This window comes from Fusibacter tunisiensis (genome assembly GCF_016908355.1).
In the GTDB taxonomy this organism is placed as follows: domain Bacteria; phylum Bacillota; class Clostridia; order Peptostreptococcales; family Acidaminobacteraceae; genus Fusibacter_D; species Fusibacter_D tunisiensis.
Window position 1 is genome coordinate 88,399 of sequence record NZ_JAFBDT010000006.1, and the last position, 24,723, is coordinate 113,121.

At 38.8% G+C, this 24,723-nt stretch carries 22 protein-coding genes and 1 riboswitch; of the genes, 1 reads left to right on the top strand and 21 read right to left on the bottom strand.

The features are described 5' to 3' along the window. Positions 1-82: 82 nt before the first annotated feature. The 9 genes from JOC49_RS05735 to fliB all read right to left on the bottom strand — a co-directional run bounded on the left by JOC49_RS05735 (position 83) and on the right by fliB (position 10,866). Positions 83-1,933, bottom strand: coding sequence for an ABC transporter ATP-binding protein (locus tag JOC49_RS05735; RefSeq protein WP_204663313.1), 1,851 nt, complete (start codon positions 1,931-1,933; stop codon positions 83-85). A gap of 19 nt (positions 1,934-1,952) precedes the next feature. Continuing rightward, positions 1,953-3,695 carry an ABC transporter ATP-binding protein gene (locus JOC49_RS05740; protein WP_204663315.1) on the bottom strand — a complete coding sequence of 581 codons (1,743 nt, stop codon included), beginning with the start codon at positions 3,693-3,695 and terminating at the stop codon, positions 1,953-1,955. Between the two features lie 375 nt (positions 3,696-4,070). Beyond that, a complete protein-coding gene (locus JOC49_RS05745) occupies positions 4,071-5,264 on the bottom strand; it encodes a trans-sulfuration enzyme family protein (RefSeq protein WP_204663317.1) in 1,194 nt (397 codons plus the stop codon). Positions 5,265-5,268: 4 nt separating this feature from the next. Then, on the bottom strand, positions 5,269-5,922 hold the full coding sequence (locus tag JOC49_RS05750; RefSeq protein WP_204663319.1) for a class II aldolase/adducin family protein: 654 nt from the start codon (positions 5,920-5,922) through the stop codon (positions 5,269-5,271). A gap of 14 nt (positions 5,923-5,936) precedes the next feature. Next, complete coding sequence (locus JOC49_RS05755) at positions 5,937-6,707, bottom strand: S-methyl-5'-thioinosine phosphorylase (protein ID WP_204663321.1); 771 nt, start codon at positions 6,705-6,707, stop codon at positions 5,937-5,939. 3 nt (positions 6,708-6,710) lie between these two features. Continuing rightward, positions 6,711-7,757 (bottom strand): S-methyl-5-thioribose-1-phosphate isomerase, encoded by a 1,047-nt coding sequence (gene mtnA, locus JOC49_RS05760; RefSeq protein WP_204663323.1) that lies wholly within the window; start codon positions 7,755-7,757, stop codon positions 6,711-6,713. A gap of 14 nt (positions 7,758-7,771) precedes the next feature. After that, positions 7,772-9,073, bottom strand: coding sequence for an amidohydrolase (locus JOC49_RS05765; RefSeq protein WP_204663325.1), 1,302 nt, complete (start codon positions 9,071-9,073; stop codon positions 7,772-7,774). Further along, on the bottom strand, positions 9,057-9,773 hold the full coding sequence (locus tag JOC49_RS05770) for a lysophospholipid acyltransferase family protein (RefSeq protein ID WP_204663327.1): 717 nt from the start codon (positions 9,771-9,773) through the stop codon (positions 9,057-9,059). Before JOC49_RS05770 ends, JOC49_RS05765 begins: the two co-directional genes overlap by 17 nt. Positions 9,774-9,777: 4 nt before the next feature. Beyond that, on the bottom strand, positions 9,778-10,866 hold the full coding sequence (fliB, locus tag JOC49_RS05775; protein ID WP_204663329.1) for a flagellin lysine-N-methylase: 1,089 nt from the start codon (positions 10,864-10,866) through the stop codon (positions 9,778-9,780). 243 nt (positions 10,867-11,109) lie between these two features. On the opposite strand from fliB, the gene JOC49_RS05780 reads away from it, so the two are divergent. Next, complete coding sequence (locus tag JOC49_RS05780; protein WP_204663331.1) at positions 11,110-11,673, top strand: nitroreductase family protein; 564 nt, start codon at positions 11,110-11,112, stop codon at positions 11,671-11,673. 52 nt (positions 11,674-11,725) lie between these two features. On the opposite strand, the gene JOC49_RS05785 is transcribed toward JOC49_RS05780, so the two are convergent. From JOC49_RS05785 to JOC49_RS05840, 12 genes are all read right to left on the bottom strand, one after another. Continuing rightward, positions 11,726-13,831 carry a sensor domain-containing diguanylate cyclase gene (locus JOC49_RS05785; RefSeq protein ID WP_204663332.1) on the bottom strand — a complete coding sequence of 702 codons (2,106 nt, stop codon included), beginning with the start codon at positions 13,829-13,831 and terminating at the stop codon, positions 11,726-11,728. Positions 13,832-13,846: 15 nt separating this feature from the next. After that, positions 13,847-15,277, bottom strand: a complete 1,431-nt coding sequence (locus JOC49_RS05790; protein WP_204663334.1) for an extracellular solute-binding protein — start codon at positions 15,275-15,277, stop codon at positions 13,847-13,849. Positions 15,278-15,322: 45 nt separating this feature from the next. After that, positions 15,323-16,528, bottom strand: coding sequence for an ABC transporter permease (locus tag JOC49_RS05795; protein WP_204663336.1), 1,206 nt, complete (start codon positions 16,526-16,528; stop codon positions 15,323-15,325). Between the two features lie 10 nt (positions 16,529-16,538). Further along, positions 16,539-17,315: an ABC transporter ATP-binding protein gene (locus tag JOC49_RS05800; protein WP_204663337.1), complete on the bottom strand. Its 777-nt coding sequence runs from the start codon at positions 17,313-17,315 to the stop codon at positions 16,539-16,541. Between the two features lie 88 nt (positions 17,316-17,403). Further along, entirely contained in the window at positions 17,404-17,679 is a 276-nt protein-coding gene (locus JOC49_RS05805) for a DUF5320 domain-containing protein (RefSeq protein WP_204663339.1), read from the bottom strand. Between the two features lie 136 nt (positions 17,680-17,815). Then, positions 17,816-18,988: a glycine/sarcosine/betaine reductase complex component C subunit alpha gene (grdD, locus tag JOC49_RS05810; protein WP_204663341.1), complete on the bottom strand. Its 1,173-nt coding sequence runs from the start codon at positions 18,986-18,988 to the stop codon at positions 17,816-17,818. Between the two features lie 15 nt (positions 18,989-19,003). Beyond that, a complete protein-coding gene (gene grdC / locus JOC49_RS05815; protein WP_204663343.1) occupies positions 19,004-20,542 on the bottom strand; it encodes a glycine/sarcosine/betaine reductase complex component C subunit beta in 1,539 nt (512 codons plus the stop codon). A 74-nt stretch (positions 20,543-20,616) separates the two neighbouring features. Further along, positions 20,617-21,927, bottom strand: a complete 1,311-nt coding sequence (grdB, locus tag JOC49_RS05820) for a glycine reductase complex selenoprotein B (protein ID WP_204663345.1) — start codon at positions 21,925-21,927, stop codon at positions 20,617-20,619. 21 nt (positions 21,928-21,948) lie between these two features. Next, positions 21,949-22,425 (bottom strand): glycine/sarcosine/betaine reductase complex selenoprotein A, encoded by a 477-nt coding sequence (gene grdA, locus JOC49_RS05825; RefSeq protein WP_204663347.1) that lies wholly within the window; start codon positions 22,423-22,425, stop codon positions 21,949-21,951. 27 nt (positions 22,426-22,452) lie between these two features. Further along, positions 22,453-23,739 carry a glycine/sarcosine/betaine reductase component B subunit gene (locus JOC49_RS05830; RefSeq protein ID WP_204663349.1) on the bottom strand — a complete coding sequence of 429 codons (1,287 nt, stop codon included), beginning with the start codon at positions 23,737-23,739 and terminating at the stop codon, positions 22,453-22,455. A gap of 27 nt (positions 23,740-23,766) precedes the next feature. Then, a complete protein-coding gene (trxA, locus tag JOC49_RS05835; RefSeq protein ID WP_204663351.1) occupies positions 23,767-24,084 on the bottom strand; it encodes a thioredoxin TrxA in 318 nt (105 codons plus the stop codon). A 47-nt stretch (positions 24,085-24,131) separates the two neighbouring features. Then, a complete protein-coding gene (locus JOC49_RS05840) occupies positions 24,132-24,497 on the bottom strand; it encodes a GrdX family protein (RefSeq protein ID WP_204663353.1) in 366 nt (121 codons plus the stop codon). Positions 24,498-24,563: 66 nt separating this feature from the next. Next, a riboswitch (glycine riboswitch) is annotated at positions 24,564-24,671 on the bottom strand. Between the last annotated feature and the right edge of the window lie 52 nt (positions 24,672-24,723).

A 24,723-nucleotide genomic window follows, 5' to 3' on the forward strand; every position in this document is an offset into this window, starting at 1 on the left:
CTTTTTTTTAATCATACGACAAAATTCAATGGGTTACAAGTCGAATACAAACATTCTAACAGCTCTTTAACCAAATTCAAATCTAAGCACTTTGAAGAGACGTCTGGGTATTTTGATTCAAAAGATCCATCTCGCCTTCCTCGACAAATTGAGTGGTATAAAGTTCATAATAATGCCCTTTAAGCGCCATCAGTTCAGCATGATTGCCGGACTCAATAATAACACCCTTATCGATCACTAAAATCACATCTGCATTTCGGATTGTAGAGAGTCTATGCGCCACAATAAAACTTGTTCTATTTTTAAGAACACGGTCAATTGCTTGCTGAATTTTAGCTTCAGTCTCTGTGTCAATTGACGAAGTCGCCTCATCCAGAAAGAACAACGCTGGCTTTGAGATAATGGCACGTGCAAATGAAATTAATTGTTTTTCACCCGTAGATAAGAGGCCTCCGCCTTCGCCAACTTCTGTGTCATATCCCTTTTCCAATTTCATAATAAAATCATGGGCATTGACGGTCTTAGCGGCTTCCACAATTTCTGAATCTGTTGCATCTAATTTCCCATATCGGATGTTTTCTTTAATCGTCCCACTAAAAAGGTGTGGGGCTTGTAGAACATATCCAATGTTAGCATGAAGCCAGCTTTGAGATCTTGACCTGTACTCTTTGCCATCAATTAAAATTTCACCTTCTGTTGGTTCGTAAAAACGACATGCCAAATTGACAATTGTGCTCTTACCTGATCCCGTCTCACCGACCAAGGCCACTGTCTGTCCTTTTTTAACATCTAGATTGAAATCCTTTAAGATGTATTCGCCTTCTTTGTAGTAGAAACCAACATGATTAAAGGTTACATTTCCTTGGATTTTTTCCCAATTTTCAATGCGTTGTGTATAATGATCGCCATATTTTTGAAGCACTGCACTGGATTCAACAATTTCTTCTTGTTCATTAATCAATGACATAACCCGCTCAGCTGCCGCTTGTGCACTAATCATTTCTGTATATATCCTAGCCAATTCCAAAACAGGATCGAAAAACTGCCGTGCGTATGTGATGAAGAGTACCAATGTCCCATATGTGATGCTCGTGTTTAAGATAAAGATACTTCCAAAGTACAAGGTTAAAACCATCCCCAGTGCCGATATAAATAAAGCAACCGGTAAATACCCTGCTGAAAATAGGGCCGCACGTATAGATGTCCGCTTCATATCATGCGTTACTAGGCCAAACTCATCCCGATTTAATTCTTCACGCACCAAAGTTTTTGTTGTTTTTGCGCCAACTATGCCGTCGTTAAAAAGACCCGTAATCTTAGAATTGATTTTACGAACATTTCGATAAGCCACTAGCATCTTTTTTTCAAACAACACACTGATTACGGCCAATAATGGCACAGTAATCAATGTTACAAGCGCGAGTTTCCAATTGACGATTAACATGACGATGGAAATAAACAGCATCATCGCCAGGCCCCAAACAAGATCAACCACGCCCCATGCTAAAGTCTCAGAAATTTTTGTCGTGTCTGATGTGGTTCTTGCAATCATCCATCCCACTGCATTTTTGTCATAATAACTAAACGATAACTTTTGCAATTTCTCAAAAGCATCTTTTCGCATCTTATAGACGATACTGGTTTCAATTTTTCCCGCAAGGCGGATGAAAAAGAATACAATCCCGCCCATTAGTAGGGTCATCCCAAAATACGCCACAGCAACACGCCAGAGTCCCTCTAAATCTCTAGGAACAACAAAATGATCAATGGCATATTGTGTCAGCAAGGGAAACGTAACGTCCAAAACTGCCAGCGAAATCATAAATGCACAAAGTCTATAAAAATCTTTCTTGAACCCTTTTAAGTAAAGGAACATTTCTTTCCATATGTTTTTATCGTATTTAAGCTTCATTTCTTTGTTTTTTTCTTCCATGTGTTCCTCCCGGTCCCTATTAGACCACCATTTTCTGCAAATCCCAGATGCGTTTGTATAAACCTTCTTCTTCCAACAAAGCTTCATGAGATCCCTTTTGAATAATACGCCCTTGGTCCAGGACAATAATTGTGTCTGCTTCAGCCAAGGTGGATATCCTATGACTAATAATCAAAGTCGTTACATCCTTACTCCGTTTTTTAAGCGCTTTTCTAATTTTCATATCTGTTTCGGTATCAACAGCACTGAGCGAATCATCAAAAACTAAAATACGTTTGTCTGAATCAATTATTGTTCTTGAGATTGCAACGCGTTGCTTTTGACCTCCTGAAAGAGACACGCCCTTTTCACCAATAACAGTCTCGTATCCATCTCTGAACGTTAAAATATTGTCATGGATTGAAGCTGTTTTTGCTGCCTCGTAAATCTCAGCCTCCTCAAAATCATTTCTAAGAATGCCAATATTTTGTTTAACAGTTTTGGCATATAAATACGGTTCTTGAAGAACCAGACCAATTTTTTGACGAGTCCATTGTTTTTCAATCGTCTTAAGTTCTTGCCCGTCAATCTTAATTGTGCCCTCGTACTCGTACAAACGTTGCAACAAGTGTACCAATGTTGACTTGCCAGAACCTGTAGATCCCAATATTCCCAATGTCTCTCCTGGTTCAATTTTAAAATTAATATCTTTGAGCACTTGCTTTCCATCTGGGTAACTAAAATTCACGTGCTCAAAAATGATTTCACCCTTAATTTCTGGTCTGGTTTCATAAGGCATAACCTGCTCAATAGGTTCAGAAAGAATTTCCTCAATCCTGTTGATAGAAACTGTTGTCTTCCCAAACTCACTTAGAAGTCGACCCAACTGCTTAACCGGCCACAAAAGCATGGATTCGTAAGTGATAAATGCAACAAGAATTCCTATTGTGATTTCACCTGTAATAACCATCCGAGCGCCTACAACAAGTACAATACCACTTTGGACCAGAGTCAAAAAATCTGATGAAGACCAAAATCCTGCCAGTATTTCAATAAGCTTATAGACCTTTTCTTTGTAGCCGTGATTGACAGTTTCAAATTTATCAATTTCATATTTTTCGCGGCCAAATGCGCGCACCACGCGAACACCTGATAAATTTTCCTGTATAACTGTCGTCATCTGAGCCTCTGCTTCATCTGCTTTCTTAAAGTTCTTCTGAACTTTTGTGAAGAAAATAAATGAAAAAGCAAACAACACCGGAATCATTAAAACTGCATAAACTGTTAATTTAGGACTCATTCTGACCATAATAATAACTGAAAGCGTTACCATCAATAAAATTCGTCCTAGATCTACAATTTGTACACCTAGAAACCTTCGTATGGTCTCAACATCAGATGTACACCGTTGAATCAAATCTCCAGTTTCTCTTTTGGTATGGTATTCATAAGACATGTACTGAATTTGCTTATAAAGTTTGTCTCTCAAATTCTGAGCAATGTTTTCTGCTGCATAGCTTGAAAAATACCCTTTTAGGAACAAAAATACCGCACGAATCAGTGCTATCCCCAGAACCAACCCCACAATACTCATGATGTTTCGACCAAATCGATCCATTAAAAATTGGAGATCCCCTGCAGGCTCCGTCCCAATAATAGAGTCAATCGTATATTGAATCAAAATGGGTGTTGCCAGTTGCATAACAGTTGCTGCGACGATTGAAAGAATCGCTAATCCAAAAACCAGACGATATCCTTTCATGTACTTAATTACATTTTTCATTTTGAACTACCCCCTTCTTGGTAAATTCTATTTATAAAAAAAACCACGCAAGCGTGGTTTTAGACAAAGTTATTTTCGAAATTCTATGAATATTCCGAAAAATTCTGCACATAAAAAACCACAGGCGTCATGGCCTGTGGTCATTTAACATTTATCTGTTAAAGCGTCTCTAAAGACATCCGCAGGTCATAAACATGCTAATTTGATTTTTGGACACAAGTATCCCTTTGATTCCAAAAGTCACTGCATTTTGAATTGTAATGATTTGATTTGTTAGTGTGTTCATGTTTATAACCTCCTTCTTTAAATTTTTTAACTCATCTAAAATTATTTTAGCGGATAGTTTTCACTTGCGCAATGCTTTTTTTTAACTTGTCATAAGTTTGTAATATTAAGTGCTTGCGCCACATCCTCTAAAATATCATCAATAGACTCTAAGCCAACTGAAATTCTAATGAGAGACTTAGACAGCCCAATGGCCTTTAGTTCAGAGTCGCTGTACCCAATATGCGTCATCGCCGCAGGAAGCTGCACAAGTGTTTCAGTGTCACCTAAACTCACTGCAATCTTTGCAAGTTTGAACCGGTTAATCACCTCTATTGCGGCTTCATGTGATCCTTTAATTTCAAAACTCACGATGCCGCCAAACTGTGCCATTTGTTTTTTTGCAACTTCATGGTTCTTATGCGTATCAAGTCCAGGATACATTACATGAGAAATGCTTGGATGTTTATCAAGATACGCCGCAAGACGCATAGCATTTTCACAGTGCCGGTCCATGCGAACCGCAAGTGTCTTGAGACCTCTTAAAATCAGCCAGGCATTAAAAGGACTCATTGCACCACCTAATTCACACATGTACTCAAATTTGAGTGAATTGATATAATCCATATCTCGGGCCACTGCAATTCCTGCAACCACATCACCATGACCCCCTAAATATTTAGTGGCACTATGGAGTACCACATCTGCTCCCAAGGTTAGCGGTCTTTGCAGATACGGTGAAGAAAAAGTATTGTCTACAACCACTTTTGCCCCCACTGATTTTGCCAAGTAAGCAACAGACTCCAAATCAATAATATCTAAATTTGGATTAGCAGGTGTTTCAAAATAAATCACTTTGGGCCGAAGGGTATGAATCTTGTTTTCCAGCACACTTATGTCAGTAAAATCAATTCCTTTAGCGTCAATTTTATACTTTTCCAAAAATTTTGTGACAAATGAATACGCCGATCCATAAAGAACATTATGATGCAGTACACACTCTCCTGGTGCCAATAAAGACAAAAGTACTGAACTTACAGCTGCCATGCCAGAAGCAAAAGCAACCGCCCCCACACCATTTTCAAGTTCAGCCATTTTTTCTTCCAGCACTCTTAAAGTGGGGTTGTTCCCCCGTGTGTACACATAATCCGAACTCTCAAAATTCATAACTGCTGAAGCATGTGCAATGCTGTCAAAGGTAAATGTAGAGGTTTGAAAAATAGGTGGATTTAAAGCATGATTGGGATGACTGCCACTATGAATTGCTTTCGTTTCAAATCTAAATTCTTTCAACTGATCCTTCATATTCTCACCTTTGTCCATATTTGTTCAAGTAAAAGTCACGCATGATGGCACAATCTTCTTTTGACAAGGAGACAGCACCGCCAATATTTGCAGCCAATAATGTGGCATGTGCAGACTTTTCGCAAATGTGGGCAATTTTAAGGGTTTCTTTCAAATCTTTACCCGCCGCCAACAAACCATGATTTGCCAGCAAAACTGCGTTTCGATCTTCTAGAGCTAAAACGGCTGCTTTGCCTAATTCCAATGTTCCGGGCAACTTATATTCTGCTACACGCACCGCACCACCTACGATTTGAATCAAATCTTCACAAGCCGCTGGAATCGGTTGGCGCGCAATTGCCATTGCAGTACAGTAAGTTGAATGCGTATGCACGATTGCGTTAATGTCAGGTCTATTTTTATATATTTCAAGATGCATGGCAAGTTCAATAGAAGGCGTCATGTTCCCATCTATTAGGTTGCCTTCAAAGTCCATTATCGGAATGTTTTCAGGAATTAATCGATTGTAGTCTACACCACTTGGTGTAATCGCAATCAGTTCATCTTCGGGTACTCTAACGCTAATATTCCCCCAAGTTCCAATAACTAAAGCAGATTCTAAAATTTGACGTCCAGCTTCAATAATTTCTTTCCTTGCAATTTGATGTTTCAGCGACATATCTTATACTCCTTTTACAAAACAATTAATGAACGACTACAAGCGCATGATTTTTCAAGAGGGTCATTTGTAAGTACATCCACAAATGCTTTTGTCACTTGATTTTTCCTGAGCGCCATGCTTTGGTCAATTTGATGGCCTTCAATACTATTGCCTTCTATACCGGTACACCAATTGGTTATTATCCCTACAGCTGCATAGCACATTCCCAATTCTTTGGCCAAAACTACTTCTGGAACATTGGTCATCCCAACAACATCACCACCTAACTGGCGGTACATTCTAATTTCTGAAGCCGTTTCAAACCGCGGTCCTTCTGTACACACGTAAACCGCCTCACCTTGGACCATGATTTCAAGCATGCCCGCCCGCTGCAAAAAACGACTTCTTAAATTTGAACAATAAGGATCTGTCATTTCAACATGCACAACTTTAGTGTCATCCCCTTCATAAAAACTTTGGGGCCTATTTTTTGTGAAGTCAATAAAATCACGTATCACAACGATGTCTCCAGGTGCAAAGGCATCATTCATCGATCCAACAGCACATGTCGCTAGTATTTCATCTACTTCAAGCATTTTTAACGCCATCATGTTGGCCCTATAATTTATTTTATGTGGTGGCAGCGCATGCTTTGATCCATGTCTTGCTAAAAAAACAATTTCTTGTCCCTCTATGGACATTATGTCATATGAAACAGATCCAAAAGCCGTTAATATTGTTTGCGTTTCACGCGCTTCTTCCAACTGATAAACACCAGTGCCACCAATAATTGCTTTTCTCATCCATCACTCCTCTGGTCTGATTCTCTTTAAATTTTTTCCAAATGGCGGATATACAACGCCACGTTCTGTCACTATGGCGGTAATATTTTCACAAGGTGTCACATCAAATGCCGGGTTGTAAACCGCTATACCTTTCGGTGCAATCCTTTCCTCACCAATAAGCGTGACTTCATCTTCTGACCTAAGTTCAATTTCAATTGCATCACCATTTTGAATTTCATAGTCTATGGTTGAGGTTGGTGCTGCCACATAAAAAGGCACATCATACTGTTTGGCAATAACCGATAGCATAAAAGTACCGATTTTATTTGCTGTATCTCCATTGGATGCAATCCGATCTGCACCCACAATAATTTTATTGATTTTACCATCTCGTATCAAGGTTGCTGCGGCGCTGTCAACAATTAAAGTCGCCGGAATCTCTTCTTTCATTAGCTCCCATGCTGTAAGTTTAGCCCCTTGTTGTCTTGGTCGCGTTTCATCTGCATATACAGATATGTTTTTTCCGGTTTTATGGGCTTCACGGATTACGCCCAAAGCTGTTCCATAAGCAACAGTCGCTAAGGCGCCCGTATTACAATGTGTTAAAATCACATCGTTTGATTCAATTAAGGTGTTTCCGTGTTCTCCAATTGCCTTACAAAACTCAGCGTCCTCATAATAAATTGCATCTGCTTCACCCTTTAAAAATTCAATAAATTCAGAGAGTTGATTGCCTTTATATTGCTGGCCATGTTTCACCATTCGCTCAGTTGCCCATTGAAGATTAACAGCAGTTGGCCTAGACTGATCTAGTGCCACTTTAATTTTATCCATATGTTCTCGAAGCGCATCTAAAGTCATATCAGAGTTTTGAACAGCACCTATAACCATTCCATAGGCCGCTGTTGCCCCAATCGCCGGAGCACCTCTTACAACCATATCTTTTATGGCGAAAGTCACATCCTCCAAAGTTTTACACGTTAGGTATGTCTCTTCTAATGGCAATGCTCTTTGATCAATAAGCGTTAGCTGATTCTTTGAAAATTCAATTGCTTTAAAAGTATGCATCTAAACCTCCATTCTCAACCTTTTTGAGTTCTGTTAATAAGCGCATGTGCCGCTTTATTGGCGCTTTCCATAATGTTTTTTTCATCAAATGTTTCAATCACATAATCCCGCATCAAAAAACGACCATCCACCATTACACTCTTAACATCACTTGCAGCAGCAGAATACACAAGCATTGCAATAAGGTCATATTGTGGACAAAGATGGGGCTTATTTAAATCCATTAAAATCAAGTCTGCTTTTTTTCCGATTTTTAAAGACCCTGTCAGATCATCTATTCCAAGTGCCTTTGCACCATTAATGGTGGCAATTTCCAAAGCCTTATATGCTGGAAGTGCTGTTGGATCACCTGTGATGCCCTTATTCACTAAAGCACACAAATGCATCTCTTCAAACATATTTATATTGTTATTAGAGGACGCTCCATCCGTTCCAAGCGCTACGTTTATGCCTTGATCAAGCATTCGCTTGATACTTGCAAATCCATTCCCAAGTTTCATATTGCTGCTTGGGTTATATAAAACACTGACATCATGTGCTTTTAAAATTTCAAAATCCTGATCATACAAATGCACACAATGGGCTGCATTTGTTTTAAGTTTGAACATTCCCAGCTGTTCCATTTTTTGAATAGGTGTCATTTTATATTTTTCAAGCGATTCACTGACTTCATCTATACTTTCTGAAAGATGAATGTGAATTTCTGTTCCAAGTTCTTTAGCCAAGTCAATAGATTTTAAAATAAAGCCATCAGAACACGTATAGGGTGCATGTGGTGCAACGGAAACGCGAATACGTCCATCTGCTTTTCCATGCCAGTCTTTAAAAAGTGTCCTTGTGTTTGCAAGTTTTTCCAAGCCCTCTCGGTCATTTCCAATCATTCCACGACCCAAAGTCGCTCTAACACCTGACTGTTCAACAGCTTTTGCAACTTCTTCCATTTCAAAATACATGTCATTAAAAGTTGTACATCCCGTGCGGATCATTTCAGCAATGGACAACATCGTCCCCAAATAAACATCATTTGGCGTAAGTCCCGCTTCAACAGGCCAAATTTTATCACTTAACCAAGACATAAGTGGCATATCATCCGCATAATTTCGCAAAAGTGACATGGCCATGTGCGTATGTGCATTTATAAGGCCTGGCAATGCCAATTGTCCACTACCATTTATAATCTCATCTGGCTCAAATCCATCTGGAACACTTCCAACACCAACCAAGACATCATTCTCTATCGCTATTGACCCTGTTATCACTGGTTGATCTGATTTTTCCATCGTAACAATACTCAAATTCTCAATTAATCGTTTCATATTTTTCAAACGCCTCCTGTATCCTTTCTTTAACTAAATTTGACAAGGCAACTGTCTCTTTAACATGGGTTTCTGAGATTTCAATAGGGGTGCCAATGATCATTTTCACTTTCGCAGGTTTAATCTTCCACGCGCCTTTCGGCATCAATCCCCTTGAATTTATAATTGCAACAGGAACAACCGAAGCCCCTGATTTGGTTGCAAGTTTTAAACTTCCGGCCTTAAACTCACCAAGACTACCATCCGGACTTCTTGTGCCTTCGGGAAAAACGACCATTGACTGGCCTGATTTTATGTTTTGTACACCTTCAATAATTGTGCGTACCTGCTGGCGTATGTCAGTACGGTCTATAAAAACGCATTTCATATGCCGCATCCATGTCCGTACGATAGGTATTTTCAGCGTTTCTACTTTGGCGACAAAGCCCTTTGTTCCCGGAACTTTAGCAATCATAAGTGGGATGTCAAAATTACTTTGATGATTGCTTACAAAAACAACAGATTGGTCTAAGGGAACATTCGCTTCTCCCACAACCTCTACATCTGCGCCAGCCAATCGCAAAAGATTACCCGACCATTTTCGGGCAATTTGATCTGCAATTTCACCAGCGTCTTTTCTTTTATTCACCAGCACAAGTTTGGGGAGTGTCCCCAACAAATAAATCCAAAAAAATAAAAACCACACACCTGTACGAATCATATAACTAAGCCCACCTTCCTTTAGCAAAAAGTAAATTTTCCAGTTCAATGACTGTTGTAACATTGCTGTGATCTAACATTTTTAACACCTCATACGAGAAGGTATGATGGTGATCAAATACTTTTGAAAAAGTTTGAAGATACCGGCCAAAAGTCTCTAAGTTCATAGTCAGACCCGCTGAAAAAGCGCCCACTGTCTGAGTTCTAATTATCAAAAACCGAACAACCAAAAGTCGATAAGCATCAAACATACTTTCAACTTCTGTGTAAGGAAATAGAGTCCTGCGAAAATAATTCAAGAAAAACTGTGTCACTGCAAATTGAAAATCAGTTTCAAAATCATTAAACCGTTCAATTCCAGCGTCCGTTATTTTTTTTGACATCTCAGCAGATTGCATGTAGGCTTCAGAATCATATGGCCGCATTTGATCCACAATGGTTTTTGCAAAAACAAATGGTTTCATCTTGGAATGAAGCGCTTGGGTCTTATAAATTTCAAATACAGGTGCTTCTAAATCCAAATAATCGGCTAACAAACGCCCGATTTCAGCAAGTTTTGTTTCTACAGGCATGTTCCTTGTCATTAGCCAAAAAACTTTTTCTCGTATTTCTGGATATTTCTCCAAATCATAAGTTATAATTTTGGGAAAGTCATCGACGTCAACTTCAACTTCATTGAGGCTATCTTGGTCCTGTAAAATAAGCCGCATAACTTCAGGACAGGATGTAGACATAGACAATTCAATTTTTCCATTAACCCGATTATAAATTCTTGGATAAGTTGCACATACATTGGATAACAAGTCTTCACCATATTGAGCTTGAATGTTACACAAATTTTCTTTTGAGAGAAAAGGACAACGTTTCTTGGGCGTTAAAGTGACTTTGGCATAATCCACAGATTGGTCTACACACTCTGGATTCAAATAGATATTTTCCGCAACAATTTTTTTCAAAGGGCCATCTTCAATCTTTTGATAGTGTTTGTATGTTTCAATATCCAAATCAACGGACCAGCCCTTGCAACAGCTATCCTCACATTTATCGGCAATACACTGAAAATCAAGGGCATATTTAGGCATATAAAGTTTCAAATTATCAGTCTCCATTTTGTATTTTAGTGGTTAGATTTATAAAATAAGGGTATGAGATTTTCATCCATATGATAATTCCTCTCTAACCCTTCCTCTAATCTCGATGTTTGAATAACATCGAGGTTTTTTCTGTCTACATTTTACTCTTTTTAGGGTCTAAACACAACAAAAGCATCCTGATATGTTTTGGTTCCCTATAACTTTGGGTATATGAATTACACATAAATAAACAGGAGGTTACAAATGGAAAACAGAAACTTTGATTATGATGTTATGACTGAAATAAAAACACACTGGTCGCCACGGGCTTTTAATCCAAATAAAAAAGTACCCGAAACAGAGCTTAATGCCATTTTAGAAGCCGCTCGATATGCCCCTTCTTGTTTTAACGAACAACCTTGGCGTTTTATTATTGCTGAAACCCCAAATGAACGGGCACAAATCATATCAAGCATGACACCAGGCAATAAAGAGTGGGCGCCAAATGCTCCCGTTCTCATGGTTATTCTTTCCAAAAAACAATTTACAAGAGGCGAAAAGGATAACCGCTGGCACTTATTTGACGCAGGAACTTCATGGGGATATCTTCAATTAGAGGCTCAACGAAGAGGACTTATAACCCATGCCATGGGTGGATTCAATGTGGAAACCATTCGAGAAGCATTTAACGTTCCAGATGATTTCACCATTATTGCCCTTATTGCACTTGGCTATTATGGTTCTAAAGAAAACTTGTCTGACACTTATAAGGCAAAAGAAAAGCCCTCTCCTAGAATGGCTTTAGATGAAATCCGTATCAAATTTTAACGCCTGCACCACTTAAAATGCAGAAAACAAGCAACTTGTTTTCTGCATTTTTTTAAATTTGAGCTTGTGACCAACCACCTTTTCCATTGTGTTTCGCTTTGTATAGAGCATCATCTGCGTGTTGAAGATAATCTTCATAGGATAAGTCCGTTTGATCTAAATAACAAATTCCACAAGACATTGAAATTTGAATATTTGTCCCATCTTCGTAAATCAAAGTCGAAAGTTTCATGCTTTCAAAAAGCCCCTCAAGTGCATTTACAATTGCTGTTTTTTCTTTATAATTCCGCATTAGGACTACAAATTCATCGCCCGACCGTCTTCCAACCACTACATTCTCCGCATTGCCTAGAGATTTTATCAAGTCAACAGCTTTTAAGATATAACCGTCACCCCATTTGTGGCCATACGTATCGTTTACACGCTTTAAATGGTCCAAGTCAAACATTAAAAGCGCTGCAACCGTATCTGGCTTTCTAGTGCCAAACCATTTTTCATACCTAATTTGAAAGGCTTTTCGATTTAACAACTTTGTCAAAGGGTCTAAATCACGATCCTTTTTAATCTGATTTTTTTCAAGAACATCTTCGGTTACATCCATAACAACACCTATAATGGATGCATCTGTCCTTGTTGTACGAATTTTTACCCATTTGTCTTTTCCAGGGTTAATACGATAAGTTCCAGAATCTTCTGTCTCAAACTCAGCCATTACCGTGCTTAAATGTTCGAGAAATTCTTTTTTCCCAATATAGCCGTCCAGTGTTTGCTCTATTTCCAAAAGGGATGACAAAAGCGGCGTTACGTACACCAAATCAGAATCGGGTTTCATTTCAAAAGCACCTATAGGCACCTCAAACATATCAATAACACGAGACAATCTGGACGCAGAATCAATCATATTGTTGTTGGCTTTCTCCATTGCCCTAGCAAGATCATCTACCTCTAATATGCCTGTTTCTGTCATTTTAATTTTTAAGTTTGCTGGCGCGGCTGCCACTTCCTTTGAAAGTGAAATGATAGGTTTAGAAAATCGATAACTAAAAAAGATACCACCAATAATACCAACCACTACAGCGAGACCTAATGACAACCATAAAATGTTCTGAATTCTATTTACATATGAAAACAAATCGCTTTCTCGCATGAGGCCAATCAAATACCACGTCTCATTTTCAAATGGTGTATTGTAAGCATACAAGTTCAAACGATCAATAGAAGCAAATACCTTCTCATCCGTCACCACATTGGAAACTTTAGAAACATTATAACTTTCAGCGACAGATAAAAGTTCCAGTGGTTTAGACACATCAATTAATCTTTTTTGAAGGGCACCACCACTAAAAACAGGCATCAAGGCGCCAATTTCTTGATCTTTGCGCACAATCATATACCCGAGCGAGTCCTTCGCTTGTAAGTCTGTCGCCGGCAAAAACTGCGTCAAATAGTTAAGTGTCAATTCGATTCCAACAATTCCAATTGGTTCATTATCTGAATTTAGAAGTGGCATGGAATACGTCATAATTTCCATATCATTTTCAAAAAGTTTAAATGGTTTTGACCAATAGCCCAAAAGTGACGTGTTATTTGACAAAGATGAATTGTTATATGGTTTAAAATAAAACTCATGTTTTGTAAGATCTGGCTCAAACATAAACCGCCAACTTTGATCTAGTGGAATTTTTAAGTCTCGTGCCACTTCAGAAGAGCCCATAATCATATACAAATCATTATTGCTGTAAGATGTCATTACAGGATCATAGTCTCTAAAATAAAGCGCCGGTTGACCATGTTCTCCTGTCCCTGTTAATATAACGTATGCACCTGTTGCCTTGGATGTTCTTAGCATAGCAATCAAGTCATCGGATAAACTCGACATATCAAAATTCAAGGTATCTTCAGGTGATAAATCCCCAACAAGTTCAGAAATCTGAACGGCAAAGGTATCAATATTAGTCCATCGGTTTCGCATCTCCAGTTCTAAAAAATTGCGTCGACTGGAAACGACACTTGAAAGAGACTTAAACGCATTTTCTTTTGCTTGCTTTAGAACGCCACCGCCCATTAAAGAACCTGCCATCAGAAGAGCCTGCAATAAGATGACACCTATAATGAATGTCGTTAATCTAAAAGCAATCGACTTACTTTGATTTTTCATAATTAACCTTTCAAATTATGGGTTCAGAACTAACTGTGCTTCTTTTTTAAGATCTTCATACCAAACTTCAAAAGCCGTTTCAGATGTTAATGCCTCAATAACGGTGTCACGATTGGCCCCTCCAGCCACTTTAAGTGCCAACTCTTCCAAATCTGAGACAACTTTATCAAACAAGTGGGTTTCCAGTAGATTTCTGATTTCATAACTGCCCTCAAAAGGTGGATTGTTGTACAGCGTATAAGTATCAAACATAATCAGTGAAGACTTTATTGAAGATACAATTGCAGGATTAGATACTTGTGCCTGCTCAGCGGCCTTTAATAGCTCTGATTCATTGAGGGCACTATTTTTAACAGGAAAATAGCCCGTTGAAATGGAAAATTCAATATTTTGATCATTCTCTGTAAACCATTTTAAAAACTCTGCTGCTGCATATTCATGTGCTTCATCACTTTTGGTAATACACATGCCTGCTCCTTGTTGCATCGCAAAAAGAGCACCCTTTTCAAATACTGGGTACGGCAAAACTAACGGACCAAAATCTTCAATTTGAGTTTCACTGAAAGTTACTTCAGTTGGAACATAGGAAGCTCCTGCAGTAGAACCTGTATAGGCCATAACCGTTCCAGTTTTTGCATCATCTGAGCTAAAACGTCCAGTCTTAACAAAATGACCTTTGATATAAGGGGTGTAATAATAGGTCCAAATTTGTAAAGCGGTTTCACGATTCATGGAAAATGTTGCCGTTCCATCCTTACTAAACTCAAAAATTTCGTTCCCCAATTGCATACCTGCTTGAAGCATATAATTGGCATTGGCATCTATGCCGAAAAACCCTTTTCCAGTTTCTAAGTAATACGTTTCTGCCACACGTGCCAATCCTTCCCAAGTTCCAAGATCAGCATTTGAAAACCCATGCACCCGAGAAAAGTCTTGCCAAAATGTGCCATTGACATACAAATTTTCTGAGGATTTGGCTATTGGCAAGATATAATATTGACCATCCGTAAGGAATCGTCCCTCTTCCAAAAACTCTGCCCTATATGCACCCAGTTCTTCATCTGTAAAATATGTTTTCAAATGGACCAAATCCACAACATCATGAATCCGAAAAGCATTGTCTGGATAAGCCGCAAAAATATCAGGCATTGGTTGAGAGCCAATAGATTTTGTTGCAGATTCAAACACAGCAGTAGCAAGTTGCCCAACATCGCCTTGACTTTGAGCGTCTACTACAATTCCCAACTCAACACCCCTTCCTTCATTAAATTCGGTAACCAGAGCATCAAATTTGTCCTTTATATTGCCATTATAGTAGTGCCATACCGACACCGTAATTGGACGATCCGGGTCTAAAGGCCCATCAGATCTTCCACTGGATGAACAGGCTGAAAACAACACCATACTCATAATAACAGCAATTCCTATTAAAGACCATCTTTTCATGTCTATATTTCCCCTTGTCTATGTGTTTTTCAGTTTTATACCCAATTACGATGGAAACATAACTTTTTCCCTGTGCATCAAATGTCTTGATAAAAAGACTAAAGCCAAAGTTAATATCAAAGATGTCGCCAGTGAAATAAGTGCGTACCCCCACTTTCCATTGCCCAAGAGAACTTGATGCATATTGACAATGTTATTGTAAATTGGAATGTAATAGCTCGTTGAACTCACATCGCCAGAACCAAACATCGTCATAAAACCTGCAATCATAACCCCCATGTAAGCCGGTGTTATGTATGCACCTGCTTCTTTAACCGTATTTGCCATCATAGAAAGGACGGAAATCAGCGTCACATAAACCCCGACAAGACCAATCATACTGACAAAGAAAAGCACAAAATCCCCACTGCCAAATGCCATTTGTGACAAGTCAAACTCACCACTAACGGATAAAAATTTAGCGGAGAAAGGGATCGATAACAAAACACCTACAAAAGAAGAAACCATGGATATAAGTGCAACACACATCAAACTCAAAATTTTCCCACCAATGATTACGCCTCTATCAACAGGCGTCAAAAGCATTGACGCAATAGTACCTCTCTCTTTTTCACCCGCAATAGAGTCCATACCAATTCCCATGGCACCTGCAAATATAAAAATAGAAACCAGCATTGGAATAATATTTGCGATTCCTCGATCAATCCCCTTATTCGCATCTGGAATATTTACCGTCTGGACATCCAAATTAAAAACTTCTAGGTAAGATGCATCTCCAAATCTTTCTGCTAAAATCATTTGCCTATATGCTTCTAAAAGAGCGCCCATTTTATAATTGCTTTCTATAGAGTAGTCACTTTTCGGTGAATAATAGGCTTCAATCATAGGCAGGTCTCCATTTTCAAATGACGTTAGCATTGTTTCATAATTTTCTGGGAATACGAGATAATACTCATATTCGCCTTCTAAAATCTTTGCCTGCGCCCATTCATAATCATCCGTTTCAAGTACCAGTGTCATCGTCGCATCTTCTTCGATTAACGTCAGAACGCCAGCCGGAATATGACTGCCAATAATCTTTGACTCATGCGATTCAATATCTTCTTGAGTTCTTCCAATCATAAGGCCCATTAGGGAGTAGATTAATGCAATACTAACCATTGGTAAAACAAAACTCGTCAGAACTAGCCTTCGATCTGTAAAAACCCGTCTTAATTCTTTTTTTGTAATAATCCATAATGCATGCCACATTGTCAGCCTCCTATACTTGGTCTCCATAAGTTTCTTCATACAACTTAAAAAAAGCATCATCTAAATTGTCTGTTCCTGTGATTTGACATATTTCTGCTAGTGTTCCAACCGTCTTAATTCGACCATCCATAATAATAGCCACCCGATCACATAGTTTTTCAGCAACATGCATCATATGTGTGGAAACCACAACTGTTTTTCCTTGTGCCTTCAAATTCCCAAGATAGTCCGTTACTGTTTTTGCTGTAATAATATCCAATCCATTTGTTGGTTCATCAAAAATAATAACATTTGGGTCATGGACAAGACTTACTGCAATGGCCAGTTTTTGTTTCATACCTGTAGACAAGTCTCCTATTTTTGTAAACTGATAAGGGGTTATCCCAAAAACGTCAAATAAATGTCTCACCCGTTCTTCTATCTTTTTTTCCGTCAACCCATGCAGTCTTCCAAAAAACCGAGCGGTGTAATCTGGACTAAAATGCGCATCCATTTTCAGTTCATTTGTGAGAAATGCTAATTCTTTACGAACAGCCTCACCTTCCGTTGCAGCATCATACCCATTTACGTTTATCTGACCTTCACTTGGTTGAATTAGTGTTGCAAGACACCTTAAAGTTGTGGTTTTTCCAGCACCATTTGGTCCTAGAAGTCCAAAAATTTCGTTGTCTTTCACTTCAAAATCAATCCCATTAACCGCATGCTTATACTTTGTTTTTTCTTTATTTGATTTCATTTGCTTGCTTGATAATTTAAATGTTTTTTTCAAGCCCTTAATACGAATCATAATGCCTCCTATGTATTTTTCTTTTATTATACAAAAAAAATTGGGAATGAAGGTCATTCCCAATCTTTTTTAATAGAGATTTAAGTTTTTATTTATTTTCTGTTGTGTTAAGCGCATTTTCGATTTCAGCCAATCTATTTTTCAATAAGATTTTTTCCTCTTCCAAAAGTTCCTGATCCGAAAACCCCGCGTTCCATCTTGATAGACCTCGACGGTTCCCCCTTCCAAAACCTCTAAAACAGCCAAAACCTCTGCCTGAGCCTAACCCATAGCCTGTTACACCAGTTCCCTTTCCGCATGTTCCTAAACCTCTACCTGTCATTGCTCCCTGTCCCATTGGACCTAATCCATCTCTACGTGGCATAATTGTCTCCTTTCAAACTCTAGTATTGAACATATGTTATTTATACTTTGATTATACACTCTATTAAACATATGTCAATAACTTTTGTAAAAAAAGCTGATACAAACCCATCATAAGGTCTTGTATCAGCTTTTTTCTAACAAATATCGCCACTTGATCCAGAAAATCCAGCTTCAGATAGAATGTCAACACACACTTTCAATTTTGACTCCGGCACCATTACAATTGGACCGGTACAGCCCATACCGCTCTCTGCATAGATACCCTTTCGCCAAAGCGCATTAACAGCGTCCTCTAACTCCATAATATCAATACCGGCTATTGTACCAGTTACAACAACTTTTTCAGGCGCAACACTCTCGCTTGACGTCTCTTTAGAAACATTTTTCCCTAATGTTTCTTCTATTAATTGTTTCCACCTAATACGGTTCAACTTTTCAAAAATATCATCTGATATTTCTTTCATATTATTTCTTATCAAGTCATCTGCGTATTTTAGTGCCCCTTTCACAACTGGAACGCCAGAAGCTCTAGAAAGAATAAGTATATTGCGGTGATACCCTTCACCTATCCCAGGGCCATACCCATAGCCAACACTTTCATAACTGCCACCACTGGTAAATGCCGATAGTGTTTTCATTAGAATATTTCCCGTTAAAGTATCTGTTACAACCACATCAACAGTGCCTTGAAGCAGGTCGTTGCCCCTAAGCACACAACCCCCATCACGCCTCACAGATTCACCAAAACGAATTGGGAACCCCTTACTTTGTAGAGCCATTAAAATCTTTTCGACAGTTCTGGCACCATCAACATTGAGAATTCCAACCGTTGGCTTTTCAATACCACACGCCTGAGCTGCAATGATCCCATACACTGCATTTTTCACCATTGCTTCAACACGATTTAAAGCTGAAGTTCCAGTGGTCGTTGCAAGAAATATTTCTCTACCTGTACCTGGTGCAATCACTCTACCAACAGTTGAAACGCCAATTGGGAAATTATAATGCATGGTGACAGCCGCTTGAATCTTTCCTGAATCAAGCGCTTCTTCCATTGCCCTATGCGCGTCATCTTCAGTCTCTGCAACTATGGTCTCAATCCCACTCTCATTAGATGGCCCAATTAATATAATTTCTAAATCTGGGTCCATTCTAAGTGCTTCCTTTGCACCTTTGATGAGTGTATCTGTTCCGTGCTCACTTCCTAAAACTGTCAATCCAACCGATCTTTTTTTACCAAATTTGCCCGTTTCAAGTGCACTGGCAATTTCAAGAAATGTTTCACTAATTACCTTATTAATAGACACCCTAAGCCCCCCTTTCTATTCGGTCAGGCTTTCTGCCAATTTTCGCATTGCCTCAGCAATTAACTTCTTAACTTCTTTTTCATCATAACCTGAATCTTCAGCACAAGCGCTAATTCCAGAATTGGCCTCAATCACAAAAGAAACGCCATCAAATTGATTGGTCATTCGCGCTAAGAACAAACTGCCTTTTCCCACAATCATAACTCTATTAAGTGTCCCTGCTTTAATGGCATCAACGGCAAATCCAATATAAGGCACTCCAGATGGAATATGGCCTTGTGTTGGTGCAAATCCAGGCATACCATGGGTTTTAACAAAATCCATTAACTGTGATTTTTCGAGTTCCCCTCGTTTTACGCCAAGTGCTGCAATCATCTTATAATTAGATTCAGGAACATCACCAGCACCAGCAGGTTTTGTGATATCTGGATTTTGCATCTCTACGCTGTACTTATCAACATCCGTTATTTTTAAGCCTCCCTTATCAAGAGGTTGTGTTATAAGTGACGTAATAACAGCCTGAGGTGAAGAACCCGTTCCAACAGTGTGTCGTCCAATAAGATTTGTATTTATAACAGGTGATATGCCATCATCTTCTGAAACCAAAACTGCAAATCCACCCAAACAATCCTCTAAAATTGGCATGCCCTTTTTAACGTGGTCTTTACCGTTCATTCCTAACTTTGCAGTAGCGCCACCGCCAACAACCACGACATTTTTATAGACGCCGGATTTAACAAGTGCCGCTGCATTAATAAGTGCATGTGTCGGGCCGGCACAAAAACCTCTTGTATCAGAACCTGTTGCATTTACAAAGTTCATTGCTTCAGCAATAGATTTTGCAAAGTTACCACCACCACGTTGATTCATGTCTCCGCAAGCCTCTTCTGAGCACTCAATCACATATTCAATTGCTTCTGGTGCGACTTCAGTTTGTCGCATCAAATGTTTAACAGCCAAAACACCAGATGCCTTGACAACAAGGTTTTCAAGCATCACGTGTGCATTTAGGTTTGTGTCTAAATCATGAGCTCTTTTAACGCAACCAACAAGCGTACCCTTATGAAAAATACCTTCTCCATGATGGTCATTCAAAATGTCTATGATCACATCTTTAGAGTCACCTTCTTTAAGCAATTCAATCTCTGACTCGGTAAAATAAGAACTTTCTGAGAGTTTTTCCTTAACCATTGCAGTAAAATCATCTGTAAGTCGTACCAAATCAAAAGCGTCTGCCATTTTGATCATAGCAATAAATTCTTCTTGAGGCATAATTTCACCAAAGCGTCCATAACGTTCGCCACTTACTTTTTGAGTATGCCAAGGCATTTCTAAATCAATAAGTGTCTCAGGTTTTTGATTTCCGATAAAGACCTGATTTGGCGCATAATTCACTACCTCTTCATAACGCCTAAACGACTCTGATAAATGGCTGATATACTCTGAATTCGGATTTGATGCCTTTTCAACCGTAGCTGTTGTGCCATTATGCAAGATCATATCTGGTGTGTGTACCAAGATATAACCAGCATTTTTGATTACTGGATTTGTCATATCAAAAGACCTCCATATTAATAACTCTATCGTCAAATATAAATTAGATGGGGAATGCCCCATCTAATTCAGTTTCAATCTTCAAAAACAGTTTGGCCATCCACTTCTGTTTCAAGTGCCTTAAGTGCACTTACAACTAATTTTCTACGAATTGTTTTTTCTTCAGAAGCCTCAAGTGCTGGATTACCTAACGGATAAGGTATTGCAACTGTTGGAATAATACGATTTGCACCTACTGTAAGTGAAATTGGAACAACAGTACACATATGCACAACTGGAATTCCCGCTCTTTCAATTTCTTTAACCATCGTTGCACCGCAACGTGTACAGGTGCCTCAGGTTGAAGTTAATATAACAGCATCCACATTGTTAGCAAGTAAATCTTTCGCAATCTCAGCTGCATATTTAACAGAATTGGCGACTGAAGTCCCATTCCCAACTGTTGTGTAAAAATAATCAAACAAACTACCAATTTCACCTGACTTTTCCATATCGCGAAGTACATCAACTGGAATTACACGATTTGGATCTAGATTTGCATAGACAGGATCATAGCCACCATGTGCCGTTTCATGATCCGCTTCACTAATTGCATCAAAACCTGCAATTGAGTATTTACCATATTTTGAAGCAGATGAAGACTCAATTCGATCCGGGTTATGCTTTGGTACAATTCCACCAGAGGTAACAATAGCAATTTTGGCTTTCGTAATATCCGCCACAGCTGGGTTAGCAGGAACTCTATCAAATGCAGGCATTGGATATTCAGTCTTAAAAGTCTCTCCTTTAAGTTTTTGTACCAGCATTCTTACAGCACGCATTGACCCACGTTCTTCTGTAAAAGCATTTACCCGAAGTCCTCTTGGAATATATCCCTCAACATCTGGCTCTAAAAGTGTTTCACCAGCAATACACTTTAATGCAAATTTTGCCACTGCAGGCAAAGCCTTGCGCATTCCCGCTGCCGAATCACTTGTTCGAACAATTAAAATATCTTTTTTGAAGACATCTACACCAGGATTTTCTTCATACATTGCTGTTATTGCTTTTATGGACAATTCTTTTTCTACCATTTGTACCACTGTTCCACATGCCATGCCATATCTCCCCGCATTAAATGCAGGACCTGCAATTACAAATTCTGGATTTGTAGTTTTTATCAACGCCAAAACCTCTGTCTTAGCTTGATCTAGATTTTCATTAAAATATGAATCCCCACAAACAACACAGGAAACAATTTCAGCATCTTCTCCCAATAACTTATTCAGTTGAACAGAGATGGGTGGTAAGTCACTTAATACTTGCGGTTTAATGTCCGCTTTTTCTTCTCCGCCGATTCCAGCAAAGAATTGGTTGATATAGTGGACAACCCTAGCTTTTGCCATGGTACATCCCTCCTCAGTCAATTAGTCGTTAAATTTGCAAAAATCATTTCGGATGCTTTGCATTTCTTCGATGATTTCGTCTACACTTAATACCATTTCCATCATACCTATTTGTTCTTCATAGATATCTGCACTGACTTCGTCCTTAAATTCAGGTTCACATGCATGATATACTCTAAGTCCCAACTCTACGCCCGCTAACGGACCGGCAAATGTTGGATCGCCTGCTGTTACAGTTTCAGCTGCTAGACCAGCAGCTTCGGCTTCTGCGGCACCTATAATCACAACAACGTTTTCTGCACCAAATTTTTCGGCAGCATCTTTAACGCGTTTTTGATTTTCTAGGTCCATAGCCCCTGCGGCAGTTCAGACGAAGCATTCTGTTGATGAAAAAATTACTTCACAATCCAATGGCTTAAGGCATTCCTGGATTGCTGGTCCTGGGATACCATCACGATCGCCAATAATTACGATTTTTTTACCTGTGTATCGGCTCATAGTGTCCTCCTCATTTTAATTTTATATTTAATACGTTTTTGCTGTCATTTTATTGAAACCAACCTCACTGGTCGCGCCAGTTATGGCTTGAATTTCAACTTCAATGGACCCATCGGCTCTAAGTGAGCCATCAAAACCACCTGCTATAACATCTACCACTTCCACATGACCAATTAATCGATCGAGTTTTGGAAGTACAATTGTCATATTGGCATTTCCACCTGTAACACAAGCATCTCCAGAAGGATCTGAATCTGCTAGCGATTGGGATGCTCCGTCTCTTCCCGCGTATTCATCTGTTAAAATAACTGTCTTAATCCCTTTTGCTGTTATTTTTTTACAGTTCATAATCAGGTCAGTATCTGGATTACCAAAACCTTCTTCTGAAATGATTACACCGTCAAGGCCAAGATACTCTGCCAACTTTGCAGTCCAATTTGATGATCTTTCTTTATCTGCCAAATAGACATTTTCATTTGTGATAATCACACCTACAAAATTATATTCAACCCCATGTAACTTGTATAAATCATGAATAACTGGATTGTTTAAATGTACATATGTTGGGTTTTTATCACAAGCAGAAACACAATTTCCAGACACAACAGCGCCGTCCATCACTTCTGTTGGATACAATAGTGTCGGTATAATTTTTTTTGCATCCACACCATACACATACGTGTCATGAAGAAGTCCTTGTGTTTGTAACATATAAACATATGCAACCTTGGGTAGATTTGGATAAGTTTGCGCGGATTCAAAGATTGGTTTTGTCTCATAAACGTCAACTGAATCTGGCTCTACATCTCTACCCGCTTCACCTAAATATTTAGCTGCTTTAAAACCAACCATACGAACTGCTTCTTCATGTTCATGTTGCTTGATACCTTCTTTCGGTTCAGCAATAACAACCACATTCAACGTTTTTGAAAATGGTGTGTAGTCTGCACCTGGGCCTGTCATATCCACAATACCTTCTTGAAAGCCAACGATTTTACCCGTTGTTACAACTGCAGCGCCTTTCAAGACATGTGTTCGGCCTTCTCCAACTGTATCAACTTTGCTTAAGAATCCTGGGAAAATTCCACCACCACCGCTAACTTTAACACGCGGTTCAACAACATCTTTAACTGGTGTAATTCGAACACTTTCCCCTGGTCTCACAAGTTCTACATCAATAGATTTTAGACGATCATCTCCAGAAACAGCAGAAATTAGGGCGTCTTTATCAATGTATAAAGTCGATGCCTTTACTTCTGTTTTACTGGCAAATTGAATATCCTTAATCATAATGTTCCCGATTTCCAGACGCATGGAAACACCTCCTCTCCAACGATTTCGTTAGATATATTTTTGAATCATTTTTTCAACGTTTTCTTTTGTTGCATTTTCCTTTGTAACTTCATCCGATTTTTCACCATTTTTGTAAATTGCAATTGTTGGAAGTCCCAACACGCGTTCTTTAATTGCAAGACGTCTTGCTTTAGTAGTATCCAATTTTACAAACTTAATTGTTTCACCGTACTGTGTTTCCAAAGCTTCAATATCAGGCATAAGTGCCTTACATGGTTCACACCCTTCACTCCAAAAATCAACCAACACAGGCGTTTCACTTTTTAAAACTTCATTTTCAAAAGTTTCTTTATCAACTGCCAGCATGCGCCCTCCTCCTTTTGTTATTTTATTATCAATCAATCTCAAAAAAATCAGATTGCTTTGACCACAGCATTTTTAAACAAATCAAAATCAATAACCATAAAATCCAAGAGAATACGTTCAGTCCAGTTTGGGGTTCGCGCATCTTTCTGGAGTTTACCATAGACTTCTATTGCATTTTCAATTAATAAAAGCCCTGCCACATCAAGTGCGTTTGAAACTTCCAAAGCAATTGATTTATAAGGTGTTTCATTAGGCTTAACACTCCCAGACAATGGGTGTGTCAAAAGTTTATAATTTTGATGGACAAGATCTCGCGTCTTAATTAAAACCGCTTCGTAATTTCCATCGACAAATTGAACATCACACGTGTTAAAATACGCACGTACCTTTGGGTTATTGGTTATTACAATCATAAAAGTCTCACCTTTTCAAAAAAAACAGAAGAACATATGCCTGTTCCCCTGTTTAATCCAGAGTTCTGTCAAAGCTACTTCCTTTTGCCTGAAAATTTCGTTTAAACACGGCATGTTCAAACTTGTCCCTTCGGCGACTCAGAAATTATCTGAGTACTCTCAGCAGCTTTTCATTCAGAAGTTCGTTATTTATACGTTTAGTTTATCTAAAGTTTAACGAAATTTC

Excerpts from the sequence above, each read along its gene's own strand:
- trxA (WP_204663351.1), bottom strand. The coding sequence starts at position 24,084 with ATGCTGGCAGTTGATAAAGAAACTTTTGAAAATGAAGTTTTAAAAAGT.
- JOC49_RS05755 (WP_204663321.1), bottom strand. The coding sequence starts at position 6,707 with ATGAGAAAAGCAATTATTGGTGGCACTGGTGTTTATCAGTTGGAAGAA.
- JOC49_RS05740 (WP_204663315.1), bottom strand. The coding sequence starts at position 3,695 with ATGAAAAATGTAATTAAGTACATGAAAGGATATCGTCTGGTTTTTGGA.
- JOC49_RS05830 (WP_204663349.1), bottom strand. The coding sequence starts at position 23,739 with ATGCGTCTGGAAATCGGGAACATTATGATTAAGGATATTCAATTTGCC.
- mtnA (WP_204663323.1), bottom strand. The coding sequence starts at position 7,757 with ATGCATACTTTTAAAGCAATTGAATTTTCAAAGAATCAGCTAACGCTT.
- JOC49_RS05780 (WP_204663331.1), top strand. The coding sequence starts at position 11,110 with ATGGAAAACAGAAACTTTGATTATGATGTTATGACTGAAATAAAAACA.
- JOC49_RS05770 (WP_204663327.1), bottom strand. The coding sequence starts at position 9,773 with ATGATTCGTACAGGTGTGTGGTTTTTATTTTTTTGGATTTATTTGTTG.
- JOC49_RS05790 (WP_204663334.1), bottom strand. The coding sequence starts at position 15,277 with ATGAAAAGATGGTCTTTAATAGGAATTGCTGTTATTATGAGTATGGTG.
- JOC49_RS05795 (WP_204663336.1), bottom strand. The coding sequence starts at position 16,528 with ATGTGGCATGCATTATGGATTATTACAAAAAAAGAATTAAGACGGGTT.
- JOC49_RS05805 (WP_204663339.1), bottom strand. The coding sequence starts at position 17,679 with ATGCCACGTAGAGATGGATTAGGTCCAATGGGACAGGGAGCAATGACA.
- grdC (WP_204663343.1), bottom strand. The coding sequence starts at position 20,542 with ATGACAAATCCAGTAATCAAAAATGCTGGTTATATCTTGGTACACACA.
- JOC49_RS05785 (WP_204663332.1), bottom strand. The coding sequence starts at position 13,831 with ATGAAAAATCAAAGTAAGTCGATTGCTTTTAGATTAACGACATTCATT.
- JOC49_RS05750 (WP_204663319.1), bottom strand. The coding sequence starts at position 5,922 with ATGTCGCTGAAACATCAAATTGCAAGGAAAGAAATTATTGAAGCTGGA.
- JOC49_RS05765 (WP_204663325.1), bottom strand. The coding sequence starts at position 9,073 with ATGAAACGATTAATTGAGAATTTGAGTATTGTTACGATGGAAAAATCA.
- JOC49_RS05800 (WP_204663337.1), bottom strand. The coding sequence starts at position 17,315 with ATGATTCGTATTAAGGGCTTGAAAAAAACATTTAAATTATCAAGCAAG.
- JOC49_RS05745 (WP_204663317.1), bottom strand. The coding sequence starts at position 5,264 with ATGAAGGATCAGTTGAAAGAATTTAGATTTGAAACGAAAGCAATTCAT.
- JOC49_RS05735 (WP_204663313.1), bottom strand. The coding sequence starts at position 1,933 with ATGGAAGAAAAAAACAAAGAAATGAAGCTTAAATACGATAAAAACATA.
- JOC49_RS05840 (WP_204663353.1), bottom strand. The coding sequence starts at position 24,497 with ATGATTGTAATAACCAATAACCCAAAGGTACGTGCGTATTTTAACACG.